Origin of the sequence: Lachnospira eligens, from assembly GCF_009680455.1 — a bacterium.
GTDB lineage: Bacteria > Bacillota > Clostridia > Lachnospirales > Lachnospiraceae > Lachnospira > Lachnospira eligens_A.
This window is the reverse complement of sequence record NZ_WKRD01000002.1, coordinates 12,730-35,289: the sequence shown is the minus strand read 5'-3', so window position 1 is coordinate 35,289 and position 22,560 is coordinate 12,730. Positions and strand designations below refer to the sequence as shown.

At 37.3% G+C, this 22,560-nt stretch carries 25 protein-coding genes; all 25 read left to right on the top strand.

Annotated elements, in window-relative coordinates:
* Positions 1-987, top strand: coding sequence for a flagellar motor switch protein FliM (fliM, locus tag GKE48_RS02125; protein WP_022097344.1), 987 nt, complete (start codon positions 1-3; stop codon positions 985-987).
* Positions 987-2,279: a flagellar motor switch phosphatase FliY gene (gene fliY, locus GKE48_RS02120; protein ID WP_055286032.1), complete on the top strand. Its 1,293-nt coding sequence runs from the start codon at positions 987-989 to the stop codon at positions 2,277-2,279. Before fliM ends, fliY begins: the two co-directional genes overlap by 1 nt.
* 112 nt (positions 2,280-2,391) lie before the next feature.
* Positions 2,392-2,754 (top strand): response regulator, encoded by a 363-nt coding sequence (locus GKE48_RS02115; protein ID WP_022097342.1) that lies wholly within the window; start codon positions 2,392-2,394, stop codon positions 2,752-2,754.
* A 2-nt stretch (positions 2,755-2,756) separates the two neighbouring features.
* On the top strand, positions 2,757-3,128 hold the full coding sequence (locus tag GKE48_RS02110; RefSeq protein ID WP_022097341.1) for a flagellar biosynthetic protein FliO: 372 nt from the start codon (positions 2,757-2,759) through the stop codon (positions 3,126-3,128).
* A 21-nt stretch (positions 3,129-3,149) separates the two neighbouring features.
* A complete protein-coding gene (gene fliP / locus GKE48_RS02105) occupies positions 3,150-3,953 on the top strand; it encodes a flagellar type III secretion system pore protein FliP (protein ID WP_022097340.1) in 804 nt (267 codons plus the stop codon).
* Between the two features lie 17 nt (positions 3,954-3,970).
* Positions 3,971-4,237 carry a flagellar biosynthesis protein FliQ gene (gene fliQ / locus GKE48_RS02100; protein WP_022097339.1) on the top strand — a complete coding sequence of 89 codons (267 nt, stop codon included), beginning with the start codon at positions 3,971-3,973 and terminating at the stop codon, positions 4,235-4,237.
* 17 nt (positions 4,238-4,254) lie between these two features.
* Positions 4,255-5,028 carry a flagellar biosynthetic protein FliR gene (gene fliR / locus GKE48_RS02095; protein ID WP_022097338.1) on the top strand — a complete coding sequence of 258 codons (774 nt, stop codon included), beginning with the start codon at positions 4,255-4,257 and terminating at the stop codon, positions 5,026-5,028.
* Entirely contained in the window at positions 5,028-6,146 is a 1,119-nt protein-coding gene (gene flhB / locus GKE48_RS02090; RefSeq protein ID WP_022097337.1) for a flagellar biosynthesis protein FlhB, read from the top strand. The genes fliR and flhB overlap by 1 nt, the downstream gene beginning before the upstream one ends.
* A gap of 55 nt (positions 6,147-6,201) precedes the next feature.
* A complete protein-coding gene (flhA, locus tag GKE48_RS02085) occupies positions 6,202-8,241 on the top strand; it encodes a flagellar biosynthesis protein FlhA (RefSeq protein WP_022097336.1) in 2,040 nt (679 codons plus the stop codon).
* Positions 8,242-9,528 carry a flagellar biosynthesis protein FlhF gene (gene flhF / locus GKE48_RS02080; RefSeq protein WP_022097335.1) on the top strand — a complete coding sequence of 429 codons (1,287 nt, stop codon included), beginning with the start codon at positions 8,242-8,244 and terminating at the stop codon, positions 9,526-9,528.
* Positions 9,528-10,406 (top strand): MinD/ParA family protein, encoded by an 879-nt coding sequence (locus tag GKE48_RS02075; protein WP_118265788.1) that lies wholly within the window; start codon positions 9,528-9,530, stop codon positions 10,404-10,406. Before flhF ends, GKE48_RS02075 begins: the two co-directional genes overlap by 1 nt.
* 23 nt (positions 10,407-10,429) lie before the next feature.
* On the top strand, positions 10,430-11,149 hold the full coding sequence (locus GKE48_RS02070) for a flagellar brake protein (RefSeq protein ID WP_022097333.1): 720 nt from the start codon (positions 10,430-10,432) through the stop codon (positions 11,147-11,149).
* A gap of 1 nt (position 11,150) precedes the next feature.
* On the top strand, positions 11,151-12,350 hold the full coding sequence (locus GKE48_RS02065) for a protein-glutamate methylesterase/protein-glutamine glutaminase (protein ID WP_022097332.1): 1,200 nt from the start codon (positions 11,151-11,153) through the stop codon (positions 12,348-12,350).
* Position 12,351: 1 nt separating this feature from the next.
* Positions 12,352-14,463, top strand: a complete 2,112-nt coding sequence (locus GKE48_RS02060) for a chemotaxis protein CheA (RefSeq protein ID WP_022097331.1) — start codon at positions 12,352-12,354, stop codon at positions 14,461-14,463.
* Between the two features lie 14 nt (positions 14,464-14,477).
* Complete coding sequence (locus tag GKE48_RS02055) at positions 14,478-14,951, top strand: chemotaxis protein CheW (protein WP_022097330.1); 474 nt, start codon at positions 14,478-14,480, stop codon at positions 14,949-14,951.
* A gap of 16 nt (positions 14,952-14,967) precedes the next feature.
* Positions 14,968-15,594: a chemotaxis protein CheC gene (locus GKE48_RS02050; protein ID WP_022097329.1), complete on the top strand. Its 627-nt coding sequence runs from the start codon at positions 14,968-14,970 to the stop codon at positions 15,592-15,594.
* A 26-nt stretch (positions 15,595-15,620) separates the two neighbouring features.
* Positions 15,621-16,106, top strand: a complete 486-nt coding sequence (locus tag GKE48_RS02045) for a chemotaxis protein CheD (RefSeq protein WP_022097328.1) — start codon at positions 15,621-15,623, stop codon at positions 16,104-16,106.
* Between the two features lie 36 nt (positions 16,107-16,142).
* Positions 16,143-16,403 carry a hypothetical protein gene (locus tag GKE48_RS02040; RefSeq protein ID WP_022097327.1) on the top strand — a complete coding sequence of 87 codons (261 nt, stop codon included), beginning with the start codon at positions 16,143-16,145 and terminating at the stop codon, positions 16,401-16,403.
* 65 nt (positions 16,404-16,468) lie between these two features.
* Entirely contained in the window at positions 16,469-17,227 is a 759-nt protein-coding gene (locus tag GKE48_RS02035) for a FliA/WhiG family RNA polymerase sigma factor (protein WP_022097326.1), read from the top strand.
* 28 nt (positions 17,228-17,255) lie between these two features.
* Positions 17,256-18,863: a DUF342 domain-containing protein gene (locus tag GKE48_RS02030; RefSeq protein WP_022097325.1), complete on the top strand. Its 1,608-nt coding sequence runs from the start codon at positions 17,256-17,258 to the stop codon at positions 18,861-18,863.
* A gap of 25 nt (positions 18,864-18,888) precedes the next feature.
* Positions 18,889-19,200, top strand: coding sequence for a hypothetical protein (locus GKE48_RS02025; RefSeq protein WP_022097324.1), 312 nt, complete (start codon positions 18,889-18,891; stop codon positions 19,198-19,200).
* Between the two features lie 23 nt (positions 19,201-19,223).
* Positions 19,224-19,976, top strand: coding sequence for a DUF6115 domain-containing protein (locus GKE48_RS02020; RefSeq protein WP_022097323.1), 753 nt, complete (start codon positions 19,224-19,226; stop codon positions 19,974-19,976).
* Positions 19,973-20,494: a hypothetical protein gene (locus GKE48_RS02015; protein ID WP_022097322.1), complete on the top strand. Its 522-nt coding sequence runs from the start codon at positions 19,973-19,975 to the stop codon at positions 20,492-20,494. Before GKE48_RS02020 ends, GKE48_RS02015 begins: the two co-directional genes overlap by 4 nt.
* Positions 20,495-20,645: 151 nt before the next feature.
* Entirely contained in the window at positions 20,646-21,374 is a 729-nt protein-coding gene (rpsB, locus tag GKE48_RS02010) for a 30S ribosomal protein S2 (RefSeq protein WP_022097321.1), read from the top strand.
* Positions 21,375-21,468: 94 nt separating this feature from the next.
* Positions 21,469-22,551, top strand: a complete 1,083-nt coding sequence (gene tsf / locus GKE48_RS02005) for a translation elongation factor Ts (RefSeq protein WP_012739090.1) — start codon at positions 21,469-21,471, stop codon at positions 22,549-22,551.
* Positions 22,552-22,560: the final 9 nt, after the last annotated feature.

The following is a 22,560-nucleotide window of genomic DNA, read 5'->3' as shown; positions in this document are numbered from 1 at the left end:
ATGGGAGAGGTACTTTCACAGAGTGAAATAGATAACCTCTTAAAAGCTTTAAGCAGTGGAGAATTAGATGTAGATGAGATGAAGAATACAGAAGAAAAGCAAGTCAAGAATTATGACTTTGCAAGACCTTCTAAGTTTTCTAAAGAACATCTAAGAACACTGGAGATAATATTTGAGCATTTTGGAAGACTGCTGAGTACCAATCTTCCGGCATATCTTAGAAAGACAGTCAATGTTGAGGTTGTTAATTCAGAAGTAGTTATTTATTCAGAATTTTCTAATGCCCTTTCTAATCCGGTTCTTTTAGGTGTTGTTGGAATGCAACCATTAAGTGGTAACATAATTATGGAGATGGCATCCAATCTGGGGTTTGCAATTGTTGACAGACTTCTTGGAGGTGCAGGTAATGCTTTGGATAAAGAGAGAGATTTTTCAGAAATTGAACTTACAATTCTGGAACGTATCTTTACAGTGTGTGTTAATCAGTTGCAGGAACCATGGGAAAATGTTGTAAAGGTTAATCCAAGACTTGAAAGAATAGAGACTAATTCGCAGTTTGCACAGATTATATCACCGAGTGAAACAATCGCAATTGTAACTATTAATATTAAGATTGGTGATGTGGAGGGACTTATGAATATATGTCTTCCATATGCAACTCTTGAACCGGTTATGGATAAGCTTAATACCAAGTATTGGTTTTCTAATATGCAGGAAAAAGATTCCAATACATATGAGGATGCTATTGAAACAGTTATTGATAAAGCAATGATACCAATAAAGGCAGTGCTTGGTACATCTAAGATTAGTGTTTCGGATTTTGTTAATCTGCAGGTTGGAGACGTAATAAAAATTGATAAAAAGGTTGACCAGGAATTAGAGGTATATGTAGGTAATATTAAGAAGTTTACAGCTTTACCTGGTTATTTTGAGAATAAATACGCAGTAAGAGTTACTAATGTAATTAGAGAGGAGAGTGAAGAATAATGGATGGAATGTTATCCCAGGACGAGATTAATGCACTTCTGAGTGGCATGAATACAGGAGGAGATGACACATCTGATTCATCAACAGCAACAACAACTATACCAGAGGATAATGCTAATGATAATACAGATGGCGGCTTTACACTTACTGAGTCAGAAAAAGATGCTGTCGGTGAGATATCTAATATTAGCATGGGAACAGCTGCTACAACACTTAGTTCTCTTCTTTCACAGAAAGTTAATATTACAACACCAAAAGTAGAAGTTGCTACATGGGATGATTTATCAAGTAAATATGACAGACCATGTGTTATGTTGCAGATTTCTTACAAAGAAGGTCTTGCAGGCAATAATGTTTTAATATTAAGAGAGAATGATGTTAAGATAATTACAGACCTTATGATGGGAGGACCAGGTAATGTTGATCCAGACGAACCATTGACAGAACTTCATCTTAGTGCAATCGGAGAGGCTATGAATCAGATGATGGGTTCAGCAGCTACATCTTTATCATCAATGTTTAATAGAAAAATTGATATCAGTCCACCAATAGCTAACTTAGTGGAGACATACAATGAATTAGATGATAACCTGCCAGGATTCCTTAAAAACCATTTTGTAATGGTGGCTTTTAAGATGCAGATTGGCGAACTTATAGATAGTGAGATTATGCAGTTATATCCTAAGGAATTTGCACAGGAACTTCTTAACATGTTTATGCCGTCAGCAGAACCTGAACAGCCACAGGTAAGTCAGGAAGATACAGCTAATCATCAGGAAGAGCAGGTGCAGCAGGCTCCGGCACAGAATATGACACAGACAATGCCACAGCAGGATGTACCGGTGCAGAATACTACAGCACAGACAGCACCACAACAGGGAATGCCGATGCAGAATATGGGAATGCCTTATGGTTATGGAATGCCGATGCAAGGTATGCCTATGCAAGGTATGCCTATGCAGGGTATGCCAATGGCAGGGTATGCACCAGCACAGGATGTTAATGTATCTCCAGCAGCATTTCAGCCATTTTCAACAGATGTCAATCCTTTGACACAGAAGGAAAATATTGAACTTATTAAGGATGTTCCACTTGAAGTAACAGTAGAACTTGGCAGAACAACAAAATCTATAAAAGATATACTTGAATTTGCTCCTGGAACAATTGTAGAACTTAATAAAATTGCAGGCGAATCTGTTGATGTTCTTGTTAATGGCAAATATGTTGCAAAGGGTGAAGTTGTTGTTATTGAAGAAAGTTTTGGTGTACGTATAACAGAGATTATCAAGTAATTGTTATGATTTTCTAAAAAATCAAAAAAAGAGTAGGAAATTGATAGTATTTGTTGTATAATACATTCGAATGATTTTTGTGAATAATTTGTTTTTGAATAGGAGAAAGTTTATGGCAAAGAATATTTTGATTTGTGATGATGCTGCATTCATGAGAATGATGATTAAGGATATTCTCACAAAGAATGGATACAATATAGCAGGTGAGGCAGAGAATGGACAGAAGGCAGTAGAAAAGTATGCTGAGTTAAAGCCAGATCTTGTGCTTATGGATATAACAATGCCTGAGATGGATGGAATTGAAGCTCTTAAGAGAATTAAGGCTGCAGATCCTTCAGCATCTGTTATTATGTGTTCTGCAATGGGACAGCAGGCTATGGTTATTGAATCTATACAGTCAGGAGCTAAGGACTTTATTGTTAAACCATTCCAGGCAGACAGAGTAATTGAAGCTGTTCAGAAGGTTGTTGGATAATAATGGTTGCATTAGCTGGGTTGAATAGTAGATGGGAAGCGTTTGCACAGTTGCTTACGCTTCTCGTTGTTTTTATATTTGTTTTGGCACTTACATATTTTGCTACAAGATGGGCTGGTAATATGCAGAAAACCAAAATGGCTGGGCGCAATATCCAGATACTTGAAACAATGAGAGTGTCTAATACTAAGTATATTCAGATTATTAAGATTGGCAGTAAATGTTTTGCAGTAGCAGTCTGCAAAGATACTATCACTTATTTGAGTGAGATTAACGAGCAGGAACTGACTTATTCGTCAGAGTCAAAGACAATCAATACTGATGGATTTAAAGCTATACTTGAAAAGTTTAAGAAAGACAAACCAGATAATTAATTAGGCAGGAACGAGAGAGTTATGTTACAGTGGATTAGAAAGCATAGAAAGGCATTAGCAGGAATATCGGTTGGGGCAGGAGCTTTTTTTGCAGCCATTTCATTTATTACATATAAGGTAATGGCTGCTGAGGAAACAACAGCATCAGGAAATAATCTTATTAATATAGGTATTTCTACGAGTGATGGTAATGATATGGCTAGTGTTTTGCAGATGCTTCTTGTACTTACAGTAATTTCACTGGCACCTTCTATTCTGATTATGCTGACATCATTTACAAGAATTGTAATTGTGTTGCATTTTACGAGGGCTGCGCTTGGAACACAGACAGTACCACCTAATCAGGTTATTATAGGTTTGTCTTTATTTTTGACCTTTTTTGTTATGTCGCCTGTTTTTACGGAAGTTTATGACAGTGCACTAAAACCACTATCCAATAATGAGATATCGGTCGAGGAAGCGTATGAAACAGGAGTAAAGCCATTGAAAAGCTTTATGTTGAAACAGACTTCTACAAAGGATCTTGATACATTTTTTAAGATTGCAGGATATGAGGAAGGCTCTGTTACATCGGAAGATGATATTTCTATGACAGTACTTGTACCATCGTTTATTATAAGTGAATTAAGAATTGCGTTTATTATAGGATTCTTAATATACATACCTTTTATTATTATTGATATGGTTGTATCGTCAACTCTTATGTCGATGGGTATGATGATGCTTCCACCAACCACCATATCTGCTCCATTTAAGATTTTACTTTTTGTAATGGCAGATGGCTGGAATCTGATAATTGGAAATCTTGTAGCAACATTTAAGTAAGGCAGGAGGTAAAGAATATGGATGCTGGACAGGTTGTAACAGTAGCAAGACAGACTATATGGGTTATAGTGAAGACTTCTGTGCCACTTTTACTTGTTTCAATGATTGTCGGACTTATTATAAGTCTTTTTCAGACACTTACATCTATTCAGGAACAGACACTTACATTTGTTCCAAAGCTTCTTGCAATTATGATTGCACTTATGATTATGGGAAACTGGCTTCTTAATGAGATAGTTTCGTTTATGCAGATGCTTTGGGGAAGCTTTGGTCAGTATATATGATGGCAGGATAGTGTGTTATGAATTTTACATTTGCATTGGAGCAATTTGAATTATTTGTTTTGATATTAATAAGGCTGGCATCTTTTGTATTTGCTGCGCCTTTTTTTAATATGGCAAATGTACCAAGAAAGGTAAAGGCTGGATTTGCACTGTGCCTTACAGTTTTGGTATATTCGCTTTTTCCTGATATGACAGTTGAGTATAATGGCATGATTGATTATGCAATAATTGTTGTTGAGGAGATGATTGTTGGAATTCTTCTTGGGGCAGTGACGTCTTTTTGCGTGCAGATTATTATGTTTGCAGGTAAGATTATTGATATGGATATTGGTATATCTATGGCACAGCTTTACGATCCTACAACAAGAATGCAGGTTGGTATCATGGGAAATTTCTATTACTATATGATGATGCTTCTGCTTATAATTTCAGGTATGCATCAGTATCTTGTTGCTGCAATTGTTGAGACATATAAAGTTATTCCAATTGGCGGGGTGAAATTCGGTGCAGGAATATATACTGCCATAATAAGTTTTATGTCAGATTTTTTTGTTATAGGATTCAGAATTGCACTTCCGGTATTTTCGGCGATTCTTATGTTAAACTGTGTGCTTGCGATTCTTGCCAAGGTATCACCTCAGATGAATATGTTTGTTGTTGGTATGCAGCTTAAGATATTTGTAGGTATATTTGTAATTCTGTTTACGATTTCAATGCTTCCATCAGTATCTGACTTTATACTTGATGAGATAGAAAGATTATTTGCTATGTTAGTAAGGGGAATGAGCTAGTGCGAAGAACTTATCTTTACATGAACCTCCAGTTGTTTGCTAAAGACGGACCAGGAGGAGAAAAGACAGAACCGGCTACAAGTAAGAAGCTGGATGATATCCGAAAAGAAGGTCAGGTTGCCAAAAGTAAGGAGCTGATAACGGCAGTTTCACTTATGGCACTGTTTATTATACTTAAAGTGTATGTTGGAAAGATAGGAACTAAACTGATAGATGCATTTACAACGATATATGCTCTTATGGGAAAGGTTATTAATGAAAGTTCACAGGGACTGACAATTAATATGGCATCCAGCATTGTAAGACAGGCAATTATAATTATTCTTAATATTATTATCCCTGTGCTTATTGTCGCTGTAATCATAGCAATTCTTGGGAATATGCTTCAGCAAAGATGGATGGTTACAGCGAAACCGCTTGCTCCGAAGGCAAGTAAAATTAATCCACTTAATGGATTTAAAAGGATTTTTTCTGTAAGACAGTTATTTGAACTGATTAAGGCTATTGCCATGATGAGTATCATTGGAATTATGGTGTACAATTGTGTAAGAAAGAATATGAATATTCTGCTTACTTTTTATGATGTTACTTTATATACTGCGCTTTCTTTGGTTGGTAATATAATTATTAATCTTGGAATCCAGATAAGTGCGGTGTTTCTTATAGTTGGTTTTGTTGACCTTATATATCAGAGACATAAGTTTAAGACTGATAATATGATGACAAAACAGGAAGTTAAAGATGAATTCAAGAATGCAGAGGGTGATCCGCAGGTTAAGGGACAGATTAAGCGGAGAATGCAGGAAATCTCAAGAAGAAGAATGATGCAGCAGCTTCCAGAGGCGGATGTTGTAATTACGAACCCGACACATTTTGCAGTGGCATTAAAATATGAACCTGATTCTGGAAAAGCACCTGTGGTTATAGCCAAAGGTGCTGATTATCTGGCTTTTCAGATAAGGGATAAAGCAAAAGAGTACAATATATCTGTAGTAGAAAATAAGCCTCTTGCGAGAATTATTTATCATAATGTTGATATAGGTATGGAAATACCTCCTGAGTTGTACTATGCAGTTGCAGAAATTCTTGCATCTGTTTTACGCACAAATAATAGATAAAAGTCAGATTATGTGATATTATGTAAATAATGACTAAATTGAAAGGAGAGAAATGATGAAGATTAAGAAGAATGATCTGTTTATCGGAATATATCTGCTTGCCGCAGTATTATTCTTCATTATTTCAATTCCTTCATGGCTGCTTGATATTCTGCTTGCAATTAATATCCTGGTAGCAATGGTTGTGCTTTTTAATTCACTTTTTGCTAAGGAAGTTCTGGATATGGCATCTTTCCCTACGATGCTGTTATTTACGACTATTTTCAGAATTTCCCTTAATGTATCTTCAACTAAGCTTATATTAAAGAATGGTGATGCAGGTAAGGTTGTTGATACATTTGGTAAGTTTGTTGGCGGCGGTAATCTGGTAATTGGTATTATTATATTCATTATTCTTATTATCGTTCAGTTTATAGTTATTAATAAGGGCTCTGAGCGAGTTGCAGAGGTAACTGCAAGATTTACACTTGATGCAATGGCTGGTAAGCAGATGGCTATTGACTCAGACCTTAATACAGGAGCCATTACTGATAAAGAGGCTGCTGAGAGAAGAAAGAAGCTACAGCAGGAGAATAGCTTCTTTGGTTCTATGGATGGTGCTACCAAATATGTTAAGGGAGATGCAACTGCAGGTCTTATTATTACCGGAATTAACCTTGTTGGTGGTATTGTCATGGGAATGGTATATGGAGGATTATCAATTAATGATGCTCTTTCTAAGTATACTATTCTTACAATCGGTGACGGATTGAGTTCACAGATACCATCATTGCTTATATCACTTGCAACAGGTATTCTTGTAACTAAAGCATCAAGTGATGGAGAACTTGGTGATGAGATAGTTGGACAGCTTTTTTCGATGGACAGGGTACTTATTATGGTTGGTGCTGCACTTTCTGTCCTTGGAATATTAACACCGTTACCATGGTACATATTTGTTCCGTTAGGAGCAGCTCTTATTTTTTACGGAAGGAAGCTAGGAACTAAAGCAGGAGAAGCTAAGATTGAAGAGAGCGCTGAGCAGGAAGAGAACGAGGCACAGGAAATCCGTAAGCCTGAAAATGTTGTTTCACTGCTTAATGTTGACCCTATTGAGCTTGAATTTGGATATGGAATTATTCCACTTGCTGATGTTAATCAGGGAGGAGATCTTCTTGACAGAGTTGTCATGATAAGAAGACAGATTGCACTTGAGCTTGGTGCAGTTGTTCCTATTATCAGACTGCGTGATAATATACAGCTCAATCCAAACCAGTATGTCATTAAGATTAAGGGTATACAGGTGAGTGAAGGTGAGATACTTTTTGATCATTATATGGCTATGAATCCAGGATATGTTGAAGAAGAGATAACCGGTATTCCTACATTTGAGCCATCCTTCCATCTCCCGGCTATATGGATAACTGAGAGCCAGAGAGAAAGAGCAGAATCACTTGGATATACGGTTGTTGATCCGCCATCAATTATTGCAACACATCTTACAGAGGTTATAAGACAGCACATTGCTGAGCTTCTTACCAGACAGGATGTACAGAATCTCATTAATAATATTAAAGATAACAATTCAACACTTATTGATGAACTTGTACCTAAGCTTATGGGTATTGGAGAGATTCAGAAGGTTTTACAGAATCTTCTTGAAGAGGGAATATCAATAAGAGATCTTGTTACTATATTAGAAACTCTGGCAGACCATGCAGCTGTTACAAGAGATCCGGATATATTGACAGAGTATGCAAGACAGGGATTAAAGAGAGCTATTTCGAGCAAGTATTTTACGGTAGGTGAAGTGACAAATGTTGTTACAGTTGACCCTGCAATTGAGCAGGAGATTATGAATTCTGTTAAGAATACAGAACAGGGGTCATATCTGTCGCTTGACCCTGAACGCAGTAAGAAGATTGTTGAAGCATTAGGCAATGAACTCAAGAAGCTTGAGGATATGGGTAAGAATCCAATAGTTATCACATCGCCTATTGTGAGAATGTATTTCAGAAATCTGGCTAAGGATTATTATAAGGATATAATTGTGATTTCATATAATGAGGTGGAATCTAATGTAGAATTACAATCAGTGGGGATGGTGACAGCATAAATGATAGTGAAGAAATTTCAGGCGGAGACAGAGACAGAGGCAATATTAAAAGCTAAAGATGAATTAGGAAGCGGTGCAGTGGTTCTTAACGTCAAGACATTAAAACAGAGAGGTGTATTCAGACTTTTTAAGAAAGATGTTGTTGAGGTTACTGCTGCACTTGAGGAAAAAGAATTTATTAATGGCATTAATAATAAAAGGCCAACCATGGAAAATAAAGGTGCTAATAGTGGATTTATAAGCAGTCAGCCTATGAAGAATATTACGGGAGGATCGCAGATTAATCTTGTCGCAGATGAAAAGATTGATATGAATTCTAATGCTGCTAATATTGAGAAGAAACTTGATTCACTCCATTCACTTCTTGAAAATCAGATGAATCCAGGAGGCAGCAGTGCAAAGAGACCGGCAGCAGCAACTGTCATGCATGAAGAAATACATGCACAGGATACAGGAAAGAAGATAGTTAAAGAGCGTGAGAATGCCAATTATAAATTCTTACAGCTTATATATAAAAAGTTGGTTGATAATGAGGTTGATTCAAAATATGCAGATGAAATAATTGCTGATATTGAGGCTTCACTTAAGAAAGAATCTAATATTGACAGCATTCTGTCTGCTGTGTACCAGAAGATTATACTAAAACTAGGGGAACCCCGTACAATATCTCTTGGAGACAAACCGAAGGTGATATTTTTTATTGGACCAACAGGCGTTGGAAAGACTACAACTATTGCAAAAATAGCGTCACATTTCAAACTTGAAAAATACACAAAGGTTGCTTTTATAACCTCTGATACATATAGAATAGCTGCAGTGGAACAGCTTAATACATATGCATCTATAATTGACTGCCCTGTAAATGTAGCATATTCTCCGGATGAAATGGATGAGTGTCTTGATGAATTCAAAACTTATGAGCTTATACTTGTTGATACTGCAGGAAGATCACATAAGTCAGAAGAACAGATGGAAGAGCTGGATAAGCTCATTGAGACGGTTGAGCAAAGAAAGGATGAATTTGATTTTGAGATATATCTGACATTAAGTGTCACAACCAAGTATAAGGATCTTGTAAATATAGCAGATAAATATAAGCATATTAAGGACTGGGCTATTATATTTACTAAATTAGATGAAACATGCAGCCTTGGGAATATGCTTAATATGAAGCTTTATACAGGCGAACCGCTTTCGTATACAACTTCAGGACAGAATGTACCTAATGACATTGAGGTAATTAATGAGCAGAGACTTGCTAAATTATTATTGGGAGGTAAGTCATGATGGATCAGGCAGAGAATCTTCGCAATATAATTAAAAAACAAAATTTAAAAAACATTACGAATTCGCGAGTTATTGCCGTAACAAGTGGAAAAGGCGGTGTTGGCAAGTCAAGTACTTCTATTAATCTTGCAGTGCAGTTTACAAGGATGGGGAAGAAAGTTATTATACTGGATGCTGATTTCGGGCTTGCTAATATTGAAGTTATGTTTGGTGTTATTCCTAAATATAATCTCAGTGACCTTATGTTTGCGGGCAAGGAGCTTGACGAGATAATAACAGAAGGACCTGAAGGAATAAGATTCATATCAGGTGGTTCTGGAATTGCAAAGCTTGTCAATCTTGATAAAGAGCAGGTAAGAAGGCTTGTTAATAAACTCTCAGAACTTGAAGGAATGGCAGATGTTATAATTATTGATACCGGTGCAGGAATATCTCCTGCTGTTATGGAGTTTCTTGTCGAAAGCCCGGAGACGATACTTGTGACAACACCAGAACCAACATCGATAACGGATTCATATGCGCTCCTTAAGGCATTAAGCATGAATGAGAATTTCAAAAAAGATGAAACAACAATTAAGATGATAGCTAACAGAGTTGATTCTGAAGCTGAGGGTAGAAGCCTGTATGAAAAGCTTAATGTTGTGGTTATGAAATTCCTTGAAATTAATATGCAGTATTTAGGTGCGGTTCCACAGGATAATAATATTAAAAAAGCAATTATGAAGCAGAAACCGGTCTCTATGATATTTCCAAATGCCACATCGTCAAGGCATTTTGAAGAAATAGCAACACGGCTGATGTCAGAAGGTGCAGATGTTCCTGTTCATAAGAGAGGCATAAGAGGATATCTAAGGTCTGTATTTGCAAAGAATATGTGATTAAGAGGAAATGAGGTGCGGGAATGTTCGAACAGCTTGTTGTAGGTGGGAAGGTTGAATTATTTAAAAAGAGCAGGCGTATAAAAGAGAACGGAGAAACAAAAGAAATGCTTGTAAGCCAGATAATGGATATCAATGATGAAACTATTATCTGCACGATGCCTTCAAGACAGGGAAAAATGATAGTGCTTGAAGTTGGAACTTTGATAGAAGCTTTTTTTTATACAGGTAATTACATTTATAAATCTGACTGTACTGTAAAATCAAGAGGAAAAGAGGGAAATATATTTACAGTTGAATTAAGACCTGAAACAGCACTTGTAAAGTTCCAGAGAAGGGAATTCTACAGGCTGAAATGCACTATTGATGCAGATATTATACCGCTGACGGATGAAGAACGGAAGATTTTTGATGTAACCGGAAAATTGCCGGATAATTTTGTCATGCCGGAAGATAAAGGAATAATTGTTGACATAAGCGGTGGCGGACTGAGACTTTTTTCAAAGAAACAATATGATGCGGATTCGATTGTTAATGTAAGTTTTCCAATACAGGTAGGGGACAGAAGCAGATATATGAAGCTGATGGCAAAGGTTGTAATGTCAATGCGCAATCAGAATTCTGACAGCGTATATGACAGCAGACTTCAGTTTGTGAATATGCAGAAGGAAGATACGGAGGATATTGTTAAATACGTTTTTGCCCAGCAAAGAATGATTCGCAAGAAAGAAAGGGGGCTGTAATATGGCAAAAAAAATACTTGTCATAGATGACTCTGCACTCATGAGAAGGGTTATATCTGATATAATAAACGAAGGTAATGAGTATGAAGTCGCAGCTATTGCAAAAGACGGACTTGAGGGATTTGATTTGATTGTATCTAATCCTAATCTGTACAGTGCAATAATTCTTGATATTAATATGCCTAAGATGAACGGGCTGGAATTATTACAGAAGCTGCAAAAGAATCATATTGAGCAGACTGTTATTGTTGTAAGTACAGTAGCAAAAGAAGGCGCAAAAGAAACTATTCAGGCTCTTGAATATGGAGCGTTTGATTTTGTAACCAAACCAGAGAATTATTTTGAAACTAAGGGCAATGACTTTAAAAAGCGTATACATGATATGCTTAATGTTGCAACAAGTTCCAAAGCGTCTGTGGAAAGGACAAGGTCAGCTACAGGTGTAAAGCCGTCGGGATATTCTGGCAGCAGGCTTACATCAGGAAGGACATCATCATTAATTCCATCGGAGAAAAAAGCTTCTATTGATGCAATATCTGCTTTAAGACGCAGGAATGAGATTAATGATACAATTCCTCCAAAGGTTAATCCATCAAGATTTACCAATATTAAAAGTGGCAGTAAGAAGGTTGTTGCACTTGCCTGCTCAACAGGTGGACCAAAATCATTACAACAGGTAATACCAATGCTTCCTAAGAATCTGGATGCCGGAGTGGTACTTGTACAGCATATGCCGGCAGGGTTTACAGCATCCTTAGCAGCCAGACTTAACGAAATAAGTGATATTAATGTTAAGGAAGGGGCAGATGGTGATGTTATACAGAAAGGCTGGGTATATATTGCGCCAGGAGGAAAACATATCGAGGTTGTCAAGAAAGCATCTGAGTATGTGATAAAGCTTAATGACGAGCCTCCTATAGATGGCTTAAGACCATGTGCCAATGTTATGTATAAGTCACTTGTACAGTGTAATTATGATGAGATTACATGTGTTGTCCTTACAGGAATGGGAGCAGATGGTACGGAAGGAATAAAAACTCTTTCTGCCAGCCATAAGAAAATTCATGTTATAGCTCAGGATGAAGATAGCTGTGTTGTATATGGCATGCCTAAGGCTATAGCACAGACAGGACTGGTTGATGAGGTTGTTCCGTTGAATAAAATTGCAGAAACTATAACGAAGAATGTGGGGGTATCTTAAGATGGATGTAAGCCAGTATTTAGAGATATTTATCGACGAATCTAATGAACATTTGCAGAATTTAAGTGATGGTATCATGATTCTTGAAAAGGAACCTGATAACAGTGATACAATTAACGAAATATTCAGAGCTGCACATTCCCTCAAGGGTATGGCTGGAACTATGGGCTATAAGAGAATGCAGAATCTTACTCATGATATGGAAAATGTATTTTCAGAGGTCCGCAATGGTAATATTAAAGTTGATTCAAGAATGGTAGATGTATTGTTCCAGTGCCTTGATGCATTAGAGCAGTATGTTAATAATATCCAGGAGACTTCTGATGAAGGAACTGATGATAATGAGCCAATAATTAAGGCACTTAACTCATTTATAGTTAATAATGAAGATAAGGGAGTATTACCTGAGGAAGCTAATAAGGAAGAAGCTCCTGCAGAAGAGAAGAAAGAAGAAAGCACAGATGTTGCAGGTACTTATGCCAGATATAATAACATGGTATTTGCTGATTTTGAAAAGAATGCTGTTAACGAAGCAATTGAGAAGAAGATGAATGTGTTCATCATTAAAGTAAGTGTTGATGAAAACTGTATTCTTAAGGCAGCTAGAGCATTTCTTGTATTTAAGAATCTTGAAGGTCATTGTGATATTATCAAATCAGAGCCATCTGCACAGGATATTGAAGATGAGAAATTCGAGCTTGATTTCAGCATTGTTGTTGTAACGGAAGAAAGTTATGAATCAATAGTTGGAATAATCAAGAATGTTTCGGAAATTAAAGATGCTGCAGGAGAGGCTATAACAACTCCTTTTGCAGATGAAGATGATAAAGAAGAGAAGCAGGATACACCAAAGCAGGAAGAAAAGAAGGATGAGTCAGAGACAAAACCATCTGCATCAGTGACGGCAAAGAAGCAGGCTCCTGCAGCTAACAATAATAAGGCAGGCAAAACAGTGAGCCACACAGTACGTGTAGACATTGAAAAACTTGATGTTCTTATGAATCTTGTCAGCGAACTTATTATTGCAAAGAACGGGCTTGTATCAGCCAGTGTATCAGAAGATGGTACAACATCTGTTAATCAGAAATTTGGTGAACAGATTGAATATCTTGAAAGAGTAACAACTAACCTTCATGAGTCAGTTATGAAGGTTAGGATGATGCCTATTGAGAGTGTATTTGCCAAGTATCCAAGAATGATAAGAGATCTCAACAAGAAACTTGGGAAGAAGATGGAACTTTATATGTCAGGTGAGGAGACAGAGCTTGACAGAACAGTTATTGATGAGATAGGTGATCCTATTATGCATCTGTTAAGAAATTCTGCTGACCATGGACTTGAAAGCGCAGAGATAAGAGCTGAGAGAGGCAAGCCAGAGGTTGGTTCTATATGGCTTGATGCATATCAGGAGGGCAACAATGTTGTCATAGAAGTAAGAGATGATGGTAATGGTATTGATGTAGAGAAGGTTAAACAGAAAGCTGTTGAAAAAGGAAACCTTACTCAGGAGCAGGCAGATGCGCTTACAGAAAAAGAAGCAATTGATCTTCTGTTTAAGCCAAGTTTTTCAACATCAGATAAAGTTACAGATGTATCCGGACGAGGTGTTGGTCTTGATGTTGTAAAATCAAAGATTGAAGCTCTTGGTGGAGATGTCGAGGTTAAGACTAAATATGGAGAAGGCAGTACATTCAGTATAAGACTTCCACTTACACTTGCTATTATTCAGGCACTTATGGTTAAAGTTGGAGAAGAAAAATACGCTATTGCACTTGGCTCAATTGAGACAATTGAAGATGTACCGGTAAGCGAGATTAAATATGTTCATGCTAAGGAAGTTATTAATCTTAGAGGCAATGTAATTCCTCTTATAAGATTAAGAGAACTTCTTGATGTACCTGGCGAACCGGAAGAGTCTGACAATATAGTTATAGTAATTGTCCGTAAGGGAGATAAGCTTGCCGGACTTGTTGTAGATAATCTTATTGGCCAGATGGAAATTGTTATTAAGTCACTTGGTAAGTACATTAATATTAACCGCATGATAAGTGGTGCTACAATCTTAGGTGATGGTTCAGTTGCACTTATCATCGATGCCAATACACTTGTATAGAGGAGGAACGGATAATGGAGAATGTTAATGCTATAGAAGATAAGAATTCAGAATCAACAACTTCTGTACAGTATATTGTTGTTAAGATAGGTAATGAGCAGTACGGAATTGATATCAAATATATTGACAATATTGTAAGAAGCCAGAACATAACAAGAGTGCCTAAAACACAGTCATATTATAAAGGTGTTATTAACCTAAGAGGCGAGATTTGTCCAATTATGAGCATGAGACTTAAACTTGGATTAGAGCCGGATGAGCTTACAGATAAAACAAGATTTATAATAGTAAAGGTTGAGGGGGCTTCGATTGGTGTTATAGTAGACCAGGTTAAAGAGGTCGTTACACTTGAAGAAGAAGATATAGAGCGTATAAGCAGATCAACCAATGATGATGCGGCAGCTAACTATATTAATGCAATAGGAAAGAAAGATGGGGAACTGATTTCACTTCTGGATATTGTAAGCCTTATTGTAGAAAATAATTAGTGTTTGAGGTGAAGGTATGTCAAAAATTGATTTGAATCAGCTTGATGATATTCAGTATGATGTTTTAAAAGAAATAGGTAATATAGGTGCAGGAAATGCAACAACTGCATTATCGAAGATGCTCAACCAAAAGATGGATATGTCAGTACCTAAGGTTGAACTTGTTCCTTTTAATGAAATATCAGATATAATGGGAGACGAAGATCAGACAGTAGTTGGTATTATGCTTGGATTTGAGGGGGATGTGTATGGAATGATGATGTTCCTTTTTGATACAAAATCAGCACATCACCTTGTTAATACACTTATGATGCAGGATACAGAGTCAGGTATTGAGGCAGATACTCAGTTTAATGACATGGAAATGTCTGCTCTTAATGAAATAGGTAATATTGTATCGGGTTCGTATCTTACAGCAATTTCTAAGCTTACTAACCTCAAGATGGTATCTACTGTTCCAGAAATGACAATAGATATGATAGGAGCATTGCTTAGCGTTCCAGCTTCAGAATTTGGTAAATATGGTGACAAACTGCTACTTATACAGTCACAGTTTGGTGAACTGGATTTTGTTAATGGATATTTTCTTATGATTCCAGAACTGGAGTCATATGACAAATTGTTAGAATCTTTAGGTGTGTAAAAGATATATTTGAAAGAGTAACGATTATGGGAAACATGATAAAGGTTGGCATGGCTGACTTAAAGGCATGCAAATGTCCTGATGCACTCACTACACTTGGACTTGGTTCATGTGTAGGAGTTGCATTATATGATCCGGTAACGAAAATAGGTGGACTTCTTCACTGTATGTTACCGGATAGTACCCAGTTTAGAAATAATTCTAATATTGCTAAATTTGCAGATACTGGCATAGATGAACTTATAAGACAGATGAAAGCACTGGGAGCGGTTGATACAAGAATTGTTGCAAAGATTGCCGGTGGGGCTCAGATGTTTGCAAACAGATCTAATAGTGAAGCGTTGAGGGTAGGAGAACGCAATGTTATTGCGGTTAAGGCAAAGCTAAAAAGCCTTAATATAAGTATACTTTCTCAGGACTGCGGAGAAAACTTTGGAAGAACAGTGGAATTTTATTCGGAAACAGGAGACTATGTTATTAAAGCGGTAGGGAAACCACTAAAAACAATATGATTTTAGTGGTACATAATTGTTACGAGTGGAGGCTTTATGAATAAGTTCAGAAATGTACCAGCCATAATAACATTACTGGCAGGTTTTATAACCAGTGTTATCATGATAAAATACAGATATACACTGGTTAATTTTATGTGGATACTTATATGTGTTATGCTTGCATTTTATATATGCGGAATGCTTATAAGATTTGCACTTAATAAAGTAGCAGAAAAGAAAGAGAATAAACAAAAAGCATCTGACGAAGAAAAAGAAGATGTATCTAATATGGAGGAATCTGCCCAGCAAGAATAATTGTAGCATTTGGGCAGATTTTGTGTTATTATCTGAGTATATTTTATTAATTGGGGGCACTGACCATGGATGAGGCAGGCAGAGATAAACTGTGGAAGAATTACATATCCACACGTAGTGCAGAATACAGGGATGAGTTGATAGTTGAGTATGCACAGCTTGTTAAGCTGGTTGCTGGAAGACTCAATATGTATCTTGGATATAATGTGGAATATGATGATCTTGTTGGATATGGAATATTTGGACTTATAGATGCAATTGATAAGTTTGATTATGGCAAGAATGTTAAGTTTGAGACATATGCCAGCTTAAGGATAAGGGGCGCGATTCTTGATCAGATAAGAAAGATGGACTGGATACCAAGATCTCTAAGACAGAAGCAGAAGAGAATTGAAGCTGCTATGGCAAAGATAGAAAGCGAAACAGGTCATATAGCAAGTGATGAGGAGCTTGCTGCTGAATTAGAGATTACGATAGATGAACTGGCGGACTGGCAGGGAAAGATGAAAGCATCTAATCTTATATCACTTGATGAATATACAGAGGCAGGCAGTGAGGTTAAGATGGAGTCTGCTGGTAATTCACATTTTGACCAGCCAGAGGAAGCTATAGAAAAAGAAGAACTTAAGAAAATGATGGTCAGAGCAATAGATTCTCTCACTGAGAAAGAGAGAAGTGTTGTTGTTTTATATTATTATGAAGATATGACATTGAAAGAAATCAGTCTCACACTTGAAGTGTCAGAGTCAAGGGTGTCACAGCTTCATACGAAAGCATTGAATAAGATGAAGAAAATACTTGGTGATTATGTATTTTCTCTTTAATATAAGTATGTAAAAGGGGTTACAGCATATGGTGGAAGGATGTAGAACAGGGTATTTTCAGTTTGATTCAAGGAACGATGGGTTATATATAATAGTATATCCGCCACAGAATGGAGGCAGAACTGCAAATATAGATGATGTTATGTATTATCTTGATAAGAAAAAGATTGAATGCGACACGGCTAAGCTGGCACAGGCAGTCAGGGCAGGGAGCAGTACGAAGACGGAACTTAAGGTTTCAGATGAGAAGGTACATCAGTATTCTGAATTCGGGGATTACAGGATAAGTGCAGATTGCATGAAAGTTGAAGCTGTATTCTATCCACCGTTTGTTGGAGGAGGCGTACTTACTTCAGGAGAGATTATTAAGGATCTTCAGTATCTTGGTGTGAAACATGGTATAGATAATCAGATTATAGAACAGATATTAAGCCATAGAGAATATGGAGAGGCTTATAAGATTGCTGTCGGTACACAGCCAAGAGATGGAAGCGACGGATATATTGAATATAAGTTTAATACAGAACTGAAACCACGCCCTAAGATGAATGACGATGGAACAGTTGATTTTCATACACTTGAGAATATTAATCATGTTAACAAAGGTGATGTTGTTGCTGTACTTCATAAAGAAGACAGGGGAGATGACGGAATAGATGTTCTTGGAAGGAGAGTTCCTCCAAGAAAAGTTAAGCATGTAATATTCAGGTATGGAAGAAATCTGTCACAGTCTGAGGATGGAACAGAGCTTATGTCACAGGTAAGCGGACATGTCATACTTGAGAATGATAAGATATTTGTTTCAAATGTATTGGAACTAGTGAATGTAGATAATTCCACAGGAGATATTGACTATGAAGGTGATGTTGTAGTTAAAGGCAATGTTCTTGCAGGATTTACTGTTAAAGCAACAGGAGATATTACTGTGAGTGGAATTGTGGAAGGGGCTACAGTAATAGCAGGGGGAAATATTACATTTAACAGAGGAATCCAGGGAATGACAAGGGCTGTTGTCAAGGCTGGCGGCAATATTGTATCCAAATTCATAGAGAGTGCGGAAAATGTATCAGCAGGTGGAAGTATCGAAGCGGATTCAATTCTGCACAGCAAAGTTACAGCTAAGAGTACAATTAAGGCTTCAGGGCGTAACGGACTTATAATAGGCGGAGATGTTAAGGCTGTTAATATGATAGAGGCTAAGACAATAGGAAATGCCATGGGAACAAACACATCTGTTGGCGTTGGAGTAGATCCGTCAATGAAACGAAGAGTAGATGAATTAAAGAACAGCCTTGGGAAACTGGGCGATAATAAGATACAGCTTAACCAACTTCTTAATGCGTTAAGAAAGAAACAGGATTCAGAGGGTGGGCTTGATGAAGCAAAGCACGAATTACAGATGAAAACAATGCGCAATGTCATAATGCTTGAACAGGAGATTAATAAACAAAAGAAAGAGCTTGAAGAATTAAGATGTCAGATAGGTGAAGAAAAGCATGCATGCATTAAAGTAAGTGATGCAGCGTATGCTGGTGTTAAACTTACATTTGGTGACCAGTGCATGTTTCTTAAACAGAAATATGATTACTGTCAGTTTGTTAAAGAGGGTGCAGATATAAAAAGTGCGCCAATTTAGACACATTTGATACAGGAGGCAGAATATGGTTATTAAACCGGTGGAATTTGCAATGATACAACAGCAGAACAATGTTGCCAAATCACAGTATAATGCTGAAAACAGGCCTATGACAGAGCAGCAGACTATAACGCAGCAGGTTCAGAAGGACATCAATGTTCACTCACAGCAGGTTAATAAGAAGGATAATGCTGATAATGAAACTGGTAAATATGATGCCAAGGATAAGAGTAATAATGAATATTCCGGCGAAGGAAATTCACGGAAGAAAAAGAAATCTGATGGAAAAGTCTTTGTAAAAGGACAGGGAAGTGCTGATTTTGATGTAAAGATATGAAACAATGAGGTGTGGAGGATATAATGGTCGCAACAGAAATATTTCTTATAGCGGCTGGCGTAATATGTGTTGTTGTCAGCGTTGTTATGAGTTTTGGAGATGATAAAGAGAATGTGGAGAGCAGTGCTAAATCGGAACTGACACAGGCACAGCTTGATATGGTAAAACATCAGGTTGATGAGGTTATTAAGCAGCAGATAAGTGGTCTGTCTGAAAAAACGGAAGCTGCACTTGATAAGATATCTAACACCAAGATTCTTGAAATGAATGAATATGCAGAGAGTGTGCTTGGTGAGATTAACAGAAATCATAATGAAGCTGTTTTTTTGTATGACATGCTTAATGAAAAATCAAAAGAAGTAAAGACAACAGTTAAAGATGTTAATTATGCAAAAAAGCAGGTTGAACAGATTAGTGGAAGAACTTCTGATATGTCTGATAATGCAGTCATGTCAGAAGAACATGAACAGGACCGCACAGATGATGGGAAAGAACCGGCATATGAACAGGCGGTTAAGTCTGGTAAAGATACAAAGGATATAGCAAAGGAAAGGCTTGCAGCATTAGTAAAGAAAAGCAATCAGAAAGCTAAGAATGCTGAAGACAGAATTAATACACAGGCAGACAGTCTTAATAAAGAATATTCGAATAATGAAAGAATTCTCCAGATGAATGCATCCGGTGTATCTGTTAAGGAAATTGCTAAGAAACTTAATATGGGAGTTGGCGAAGTAAGGCTTGTGATTAATCTGTATAAAGGTGGTAAACAACAATGAAGTTCAGATATTATATAAGAGGTTTTGGAGCTGGTCTTATAGTTGCAGCTGCTGTTCTTTTAATTGCAGGTATGATAGAAAAGAATAATAATTACATTGTTTCTGATAATAAAGAGACGCAAAGCAGTGGTTCTGTTATAGCATTTACAACGGAAAGCACGGATAACAAAGAGAAAGAAACGCAGAAAGCTACAGGAAAGTCAGATGAAGAGACGACGCAGGTTAATAAAGAAACTACGACGACTGTGGTGGCAAGAGAAACTGAGTCACAAAGACCTACGGCAAGTATTGTTATCGGTGATGGAAGCGGACTAGTCCAGATTGAATTCAAGGGTGTAGGAACTGCATCTGAGGCAGCAGATATACTGTATAGTGCAGGAATAATCGAAGATAAGCTGGCATTCTATACATATATGGATATATCAGGATATGCTGTCAGAATCAGAGATGGTGAGTATTCTCTTAAGCCTGGAGATTCATATGAGACTATTGCCAGAACAATAACACAGTCAGATTAAAAAAATGCTTGCATTATATTGAATGTATTGTTATAATGCATTTTGTGTGAAAAAACATGCTGGTGGATTTTACGGCTGGTGCCGGTATACGCGCCGGTGGTCGAAAAAGAAGAAGCCCGCAAAAGATTAATTAACCAATGGAGGTATCAAAATGAGCGTAATTTCAATGAAACAGTTACTTGAGGCAGGTGTTCATTTCGGACATCAGACAAGAAGATGGAATCCTAAGATGGCTGAGTACATCTACACAGAGAGAAACGGAATCCATATCATCGATTTACAGAAGTCTGTAGGTAAGGTTGACGAGGCTTATAAGGCAATCTCTGATATCGCTGCTGAAGGTGGTACAATTCTTTTTGTAGGAACAAAGAAGCAGGCTCAGGATGCTATTGCTACAGAGGCAGAGCGTTGCGGAATGTTTTATGTTAATGAGAGATGGTTAGGCGGTATGCTTACTAACTTCAAGACAATCCAGAGCAGAATTGCAAGACTTAAGGAAATCGAGACAATGCAGGAAGATGGAACATTTGATGTTCTTCCTAAGAAGGAAGTTATCAACCTTAAGAAGGAACTTGAGAAGCTTCAGAAGAACCTTGGTGGTATCAAGGAAATGAAGAGACTTCCAGATGCAATCTTCATCGTTGATCCTAAGAAGGAAAGAATCTGTGTTCAGGAAGCACATGCACTTGGTATCAAGTTAATCGGTATTGCAGATACAAACTGTGATCCAGATGAATTAGATTATGTAATCCCTGGTAATGATGATGCTATCAGAGCTGTTAAGTTAATCGTTGCTAAGATGGCAGATGCAGTTATCGAAGCTAATCAGGGTGAAGAAGCAGCTCCAGCTGTAGAGGAAGAAGTAGCTGAGGAAGCTTAATATTTAAGTATTGACTTAAGTTTATGTATGCTTCAGCCTGACATATTATCAGGTTGAAGCATTTTTAAAATTATTTTTATTGGAGGATAATATAATGGCAGCAGTTACAGCAGCAATGGTTAAGGAACTTAGAGAGTCTACTGGCGCAGGTATGATGGAGTGTAAGAAGGCTCTTACAGAGACAGATGGTGATATGGAAGCAGCTGTTGATGTTCTTAGAAAGAGCGGAGCAGCTAAGGTTGAGAAGAAGGCAGGAAGAATTGCAGCAGAAGGTATTACAAGAGTTGCATCTGAAGGCAATACAGCAGTTGTAGTAGAAGTTAATTCAGAGACAGATTTCGTGGCTAAGAATGCTACATTCCAGGAATTTGTACAGGCTGTTGCTGACAAGGCACTTAAGGCTTCAGTTGATAAGGCTGGAGATGGCGAAGATGTATGCGCTATCCTTGATATGCAGTCAGAACTTGAAGAGAAGACTCTTACAATCGGTGAGAAGCTTTCTATCAGAAGATTCCAGAAGATTACAGGTGACTGTGTAGCTTCATATATTCACGGTGGCGGAAGAATTGGTGTTCTTGTTGCAGCAGATGGCGCTTCTAATGATGCAATCAAGGAAGCACTTACTAACGTAGCAATGCAGATTGCGGCTATGAACCCACAGTACCTTAGCAGAAACGATATGTCAGCAGATGAACTTGCTAAGTTAAGAGAGATTACAGAGAAGAGTGCATTAAATGATCCAGCTTCTCTTCCAAAGCCAATCTTAAACAAGTTAATTGATAAGGCTATTAACGATAAGGTATGGAGCGATGCTGATATTGCAACATACGAAGAGCATAAGAGCAACATGCAGTACTTATTCAACTTCCTTTCAAAGGAAGCAGCTGCACAGTTAGCAGAGCTTGCATTAGCTGATGAGGCTAATATCGTAGCAGATAAGATCTTTAATGGATTAGTAGAAGGTCGTGTATCTAAGCAGCTTAAGGAAATCTGCCTTATGGATCAGGTTTATGTTAAGGCTGAGGATGGAAAGCAGTCAGTTGCTAAGTACCTTGCAGAAGTTGCTAAGGCTAATGGTGCTTTCACAGTTAAGGGATATGTTCGTTTTGAGACTGGTGAAGGTCTTGAGAAGAAGAACGAAGATTTTGCAGCAGAAGTTGCAGCTCAGTTACAGTAATATTTAATT

Coding starts and splice junctions, on each gene's coding strand:
- fliM (WP_022097344.1), top strand. CDS start 1: ATGGGAGAGGTACTTTCACAGAGTGAAATAGATAACCTCTTAAAAGCT.
- fliY (WP_055286032.1), top strand. CDS start 987: ATGGATGGAATGTTATCCCAGGACGAGATTAATGCACTTCTGAGTGGC.
- GKE48_RS02115 (WP_022097342.1), top strand. CDS start 2,392: ATGGCAAAGAATATTTTGATTTGTGATGATGCTGCATTCATGAGAATG.
- GKE48_RS02110 (WP_022097341.1), top strand. CDS start 2,757: ATGGTTGCATTAGCTGGGTTGAATAGTAGATGGGAAGCGTTTGCACAG.
- fliP (WP_022097340.1), top strand. CDS start 3,150: ATGTTACAGTGGATTAGAAAGCATAGAAAGGCATTAGCAGGAATATCG.
- fliQ (WP_022097339.1), top strand. CDS start 3,971: ATGGATGCTGGACAGGTTGTAACAGTAGCAAGACAGACTATATGGGTT.
- fliR (WP_022097338.1), top strand. CDS start 4,255: ATGAATTTTACATTTGCATTGGAGCAATTTGAATTATTTGTTTTGATA.
- flhA (WP_022097336.1), top strand. CDS start 6,202: ATGAAGATTAAGAAGAATGATCTGTTTATCGGAATATATCTGCTTGCC.
- flhF (WP_022097335.1), top strand. CDS start 8,242: ATGATAGTGAAGAAATTTCAGGCGGAGACAGAGACAGAGGCAATATTA.
- GKE48_RS02075 (WP_118265788.1), top strand. CDS start 9,528: ATGGATCAGGCAGAGAATCTTCGCAATATAATTAAAAAACAAAATTTA.
- GKE48_RS02070 (WP_022097333.1), top strand. CDS start 10,430: ATGTTCGAACAGCTTGTTGTAGGTGGGAAGGTTGAATTATTTAAAAAG.
- GKE48_RS02065 (WP_022097332.1), top strand. CDS start 11,151: ATGGCAAAAAAAATACTTGTCATAGATGACTCTGCACTCATGAGAAGG.
- GKE48_RS02060 (WP_022097331.1), top strand. CDS start 12,352: ATGGATGTAAGCCAGTATTTAGAGATATTTATCGACGAATCTAATGAA.
- GKE48_RS02055 (WP_022097330.1), top strand. CDS start 14,478: ATGGAGAATGTTAATGCTATAGAAGATAAGAATTCAGAATCAACAACT.
- GKE48_RS02050 (WP_022097329.1), top strand. CDS start 14,968: ATGTCAAAAATTGATTTGAATCAGCTTGATGATATTCAGTATGATGTT.
- GKE48_RS02045 (WP_022097328.1), top strand. CDS start 15,621: ATGGGAAACATGATAAAGGTTGGCATGGCTGACTTAAAGGCATGCAAA.
- GKE48_RS02040 (WP_022097327.1), top strand. CDS start 16,143: ATGAATAAGTTCAGAAATGTACCAGCCATAATAACATTACTGGCAGGT.
- GKE48_RS02035 (WP_022097326.1), top strand. CDS start 16,469: ATGGATGAGGCAGGCAGAGATAAACTGTGGAAGAATTACATATCCACA.
- GKE48_RS02030 (WP_022097325.1), top strand. CDS start 17,256: ATGGTGGAAGGATGTAGAACAGGGTATTTTCAGTTTGATTCAAGGAAC.
- GKE48_RS02025 (WP_022097324.1), top strand. CDS start 18,889: ATGGTTATTAAACCGGTGGAATTTGCAATGATACAACAGCAGAACAAT.
- GKE48_RS02020 (WP_022097323.1), top strand. CDS start 19,224: ATGGTCGCAACAGAAATATTTCTTATAGCGGCTGGCGTAATATGTGTT.
- GKE48_RS02015 (WP_022097322.1), top strand. CDS start 19,973: ATGAAGTTCAGATATTATATAAGAGGTTTTGGAGCTGGTCTTATAGTT.
- rpsB (WP_022097321.1), top strand. CDS start 20,646: ATGAGCGTAATTTCAATGAAACAGTTACTTGAGGCAGGTGTTCATTTC.
- tsf (WP_012739090.1), top strand. CDS start 21,469: ATGGCAGCAGTTACAGCAGCAATGGTTAAGGAACTTAGAGAGTCTACT.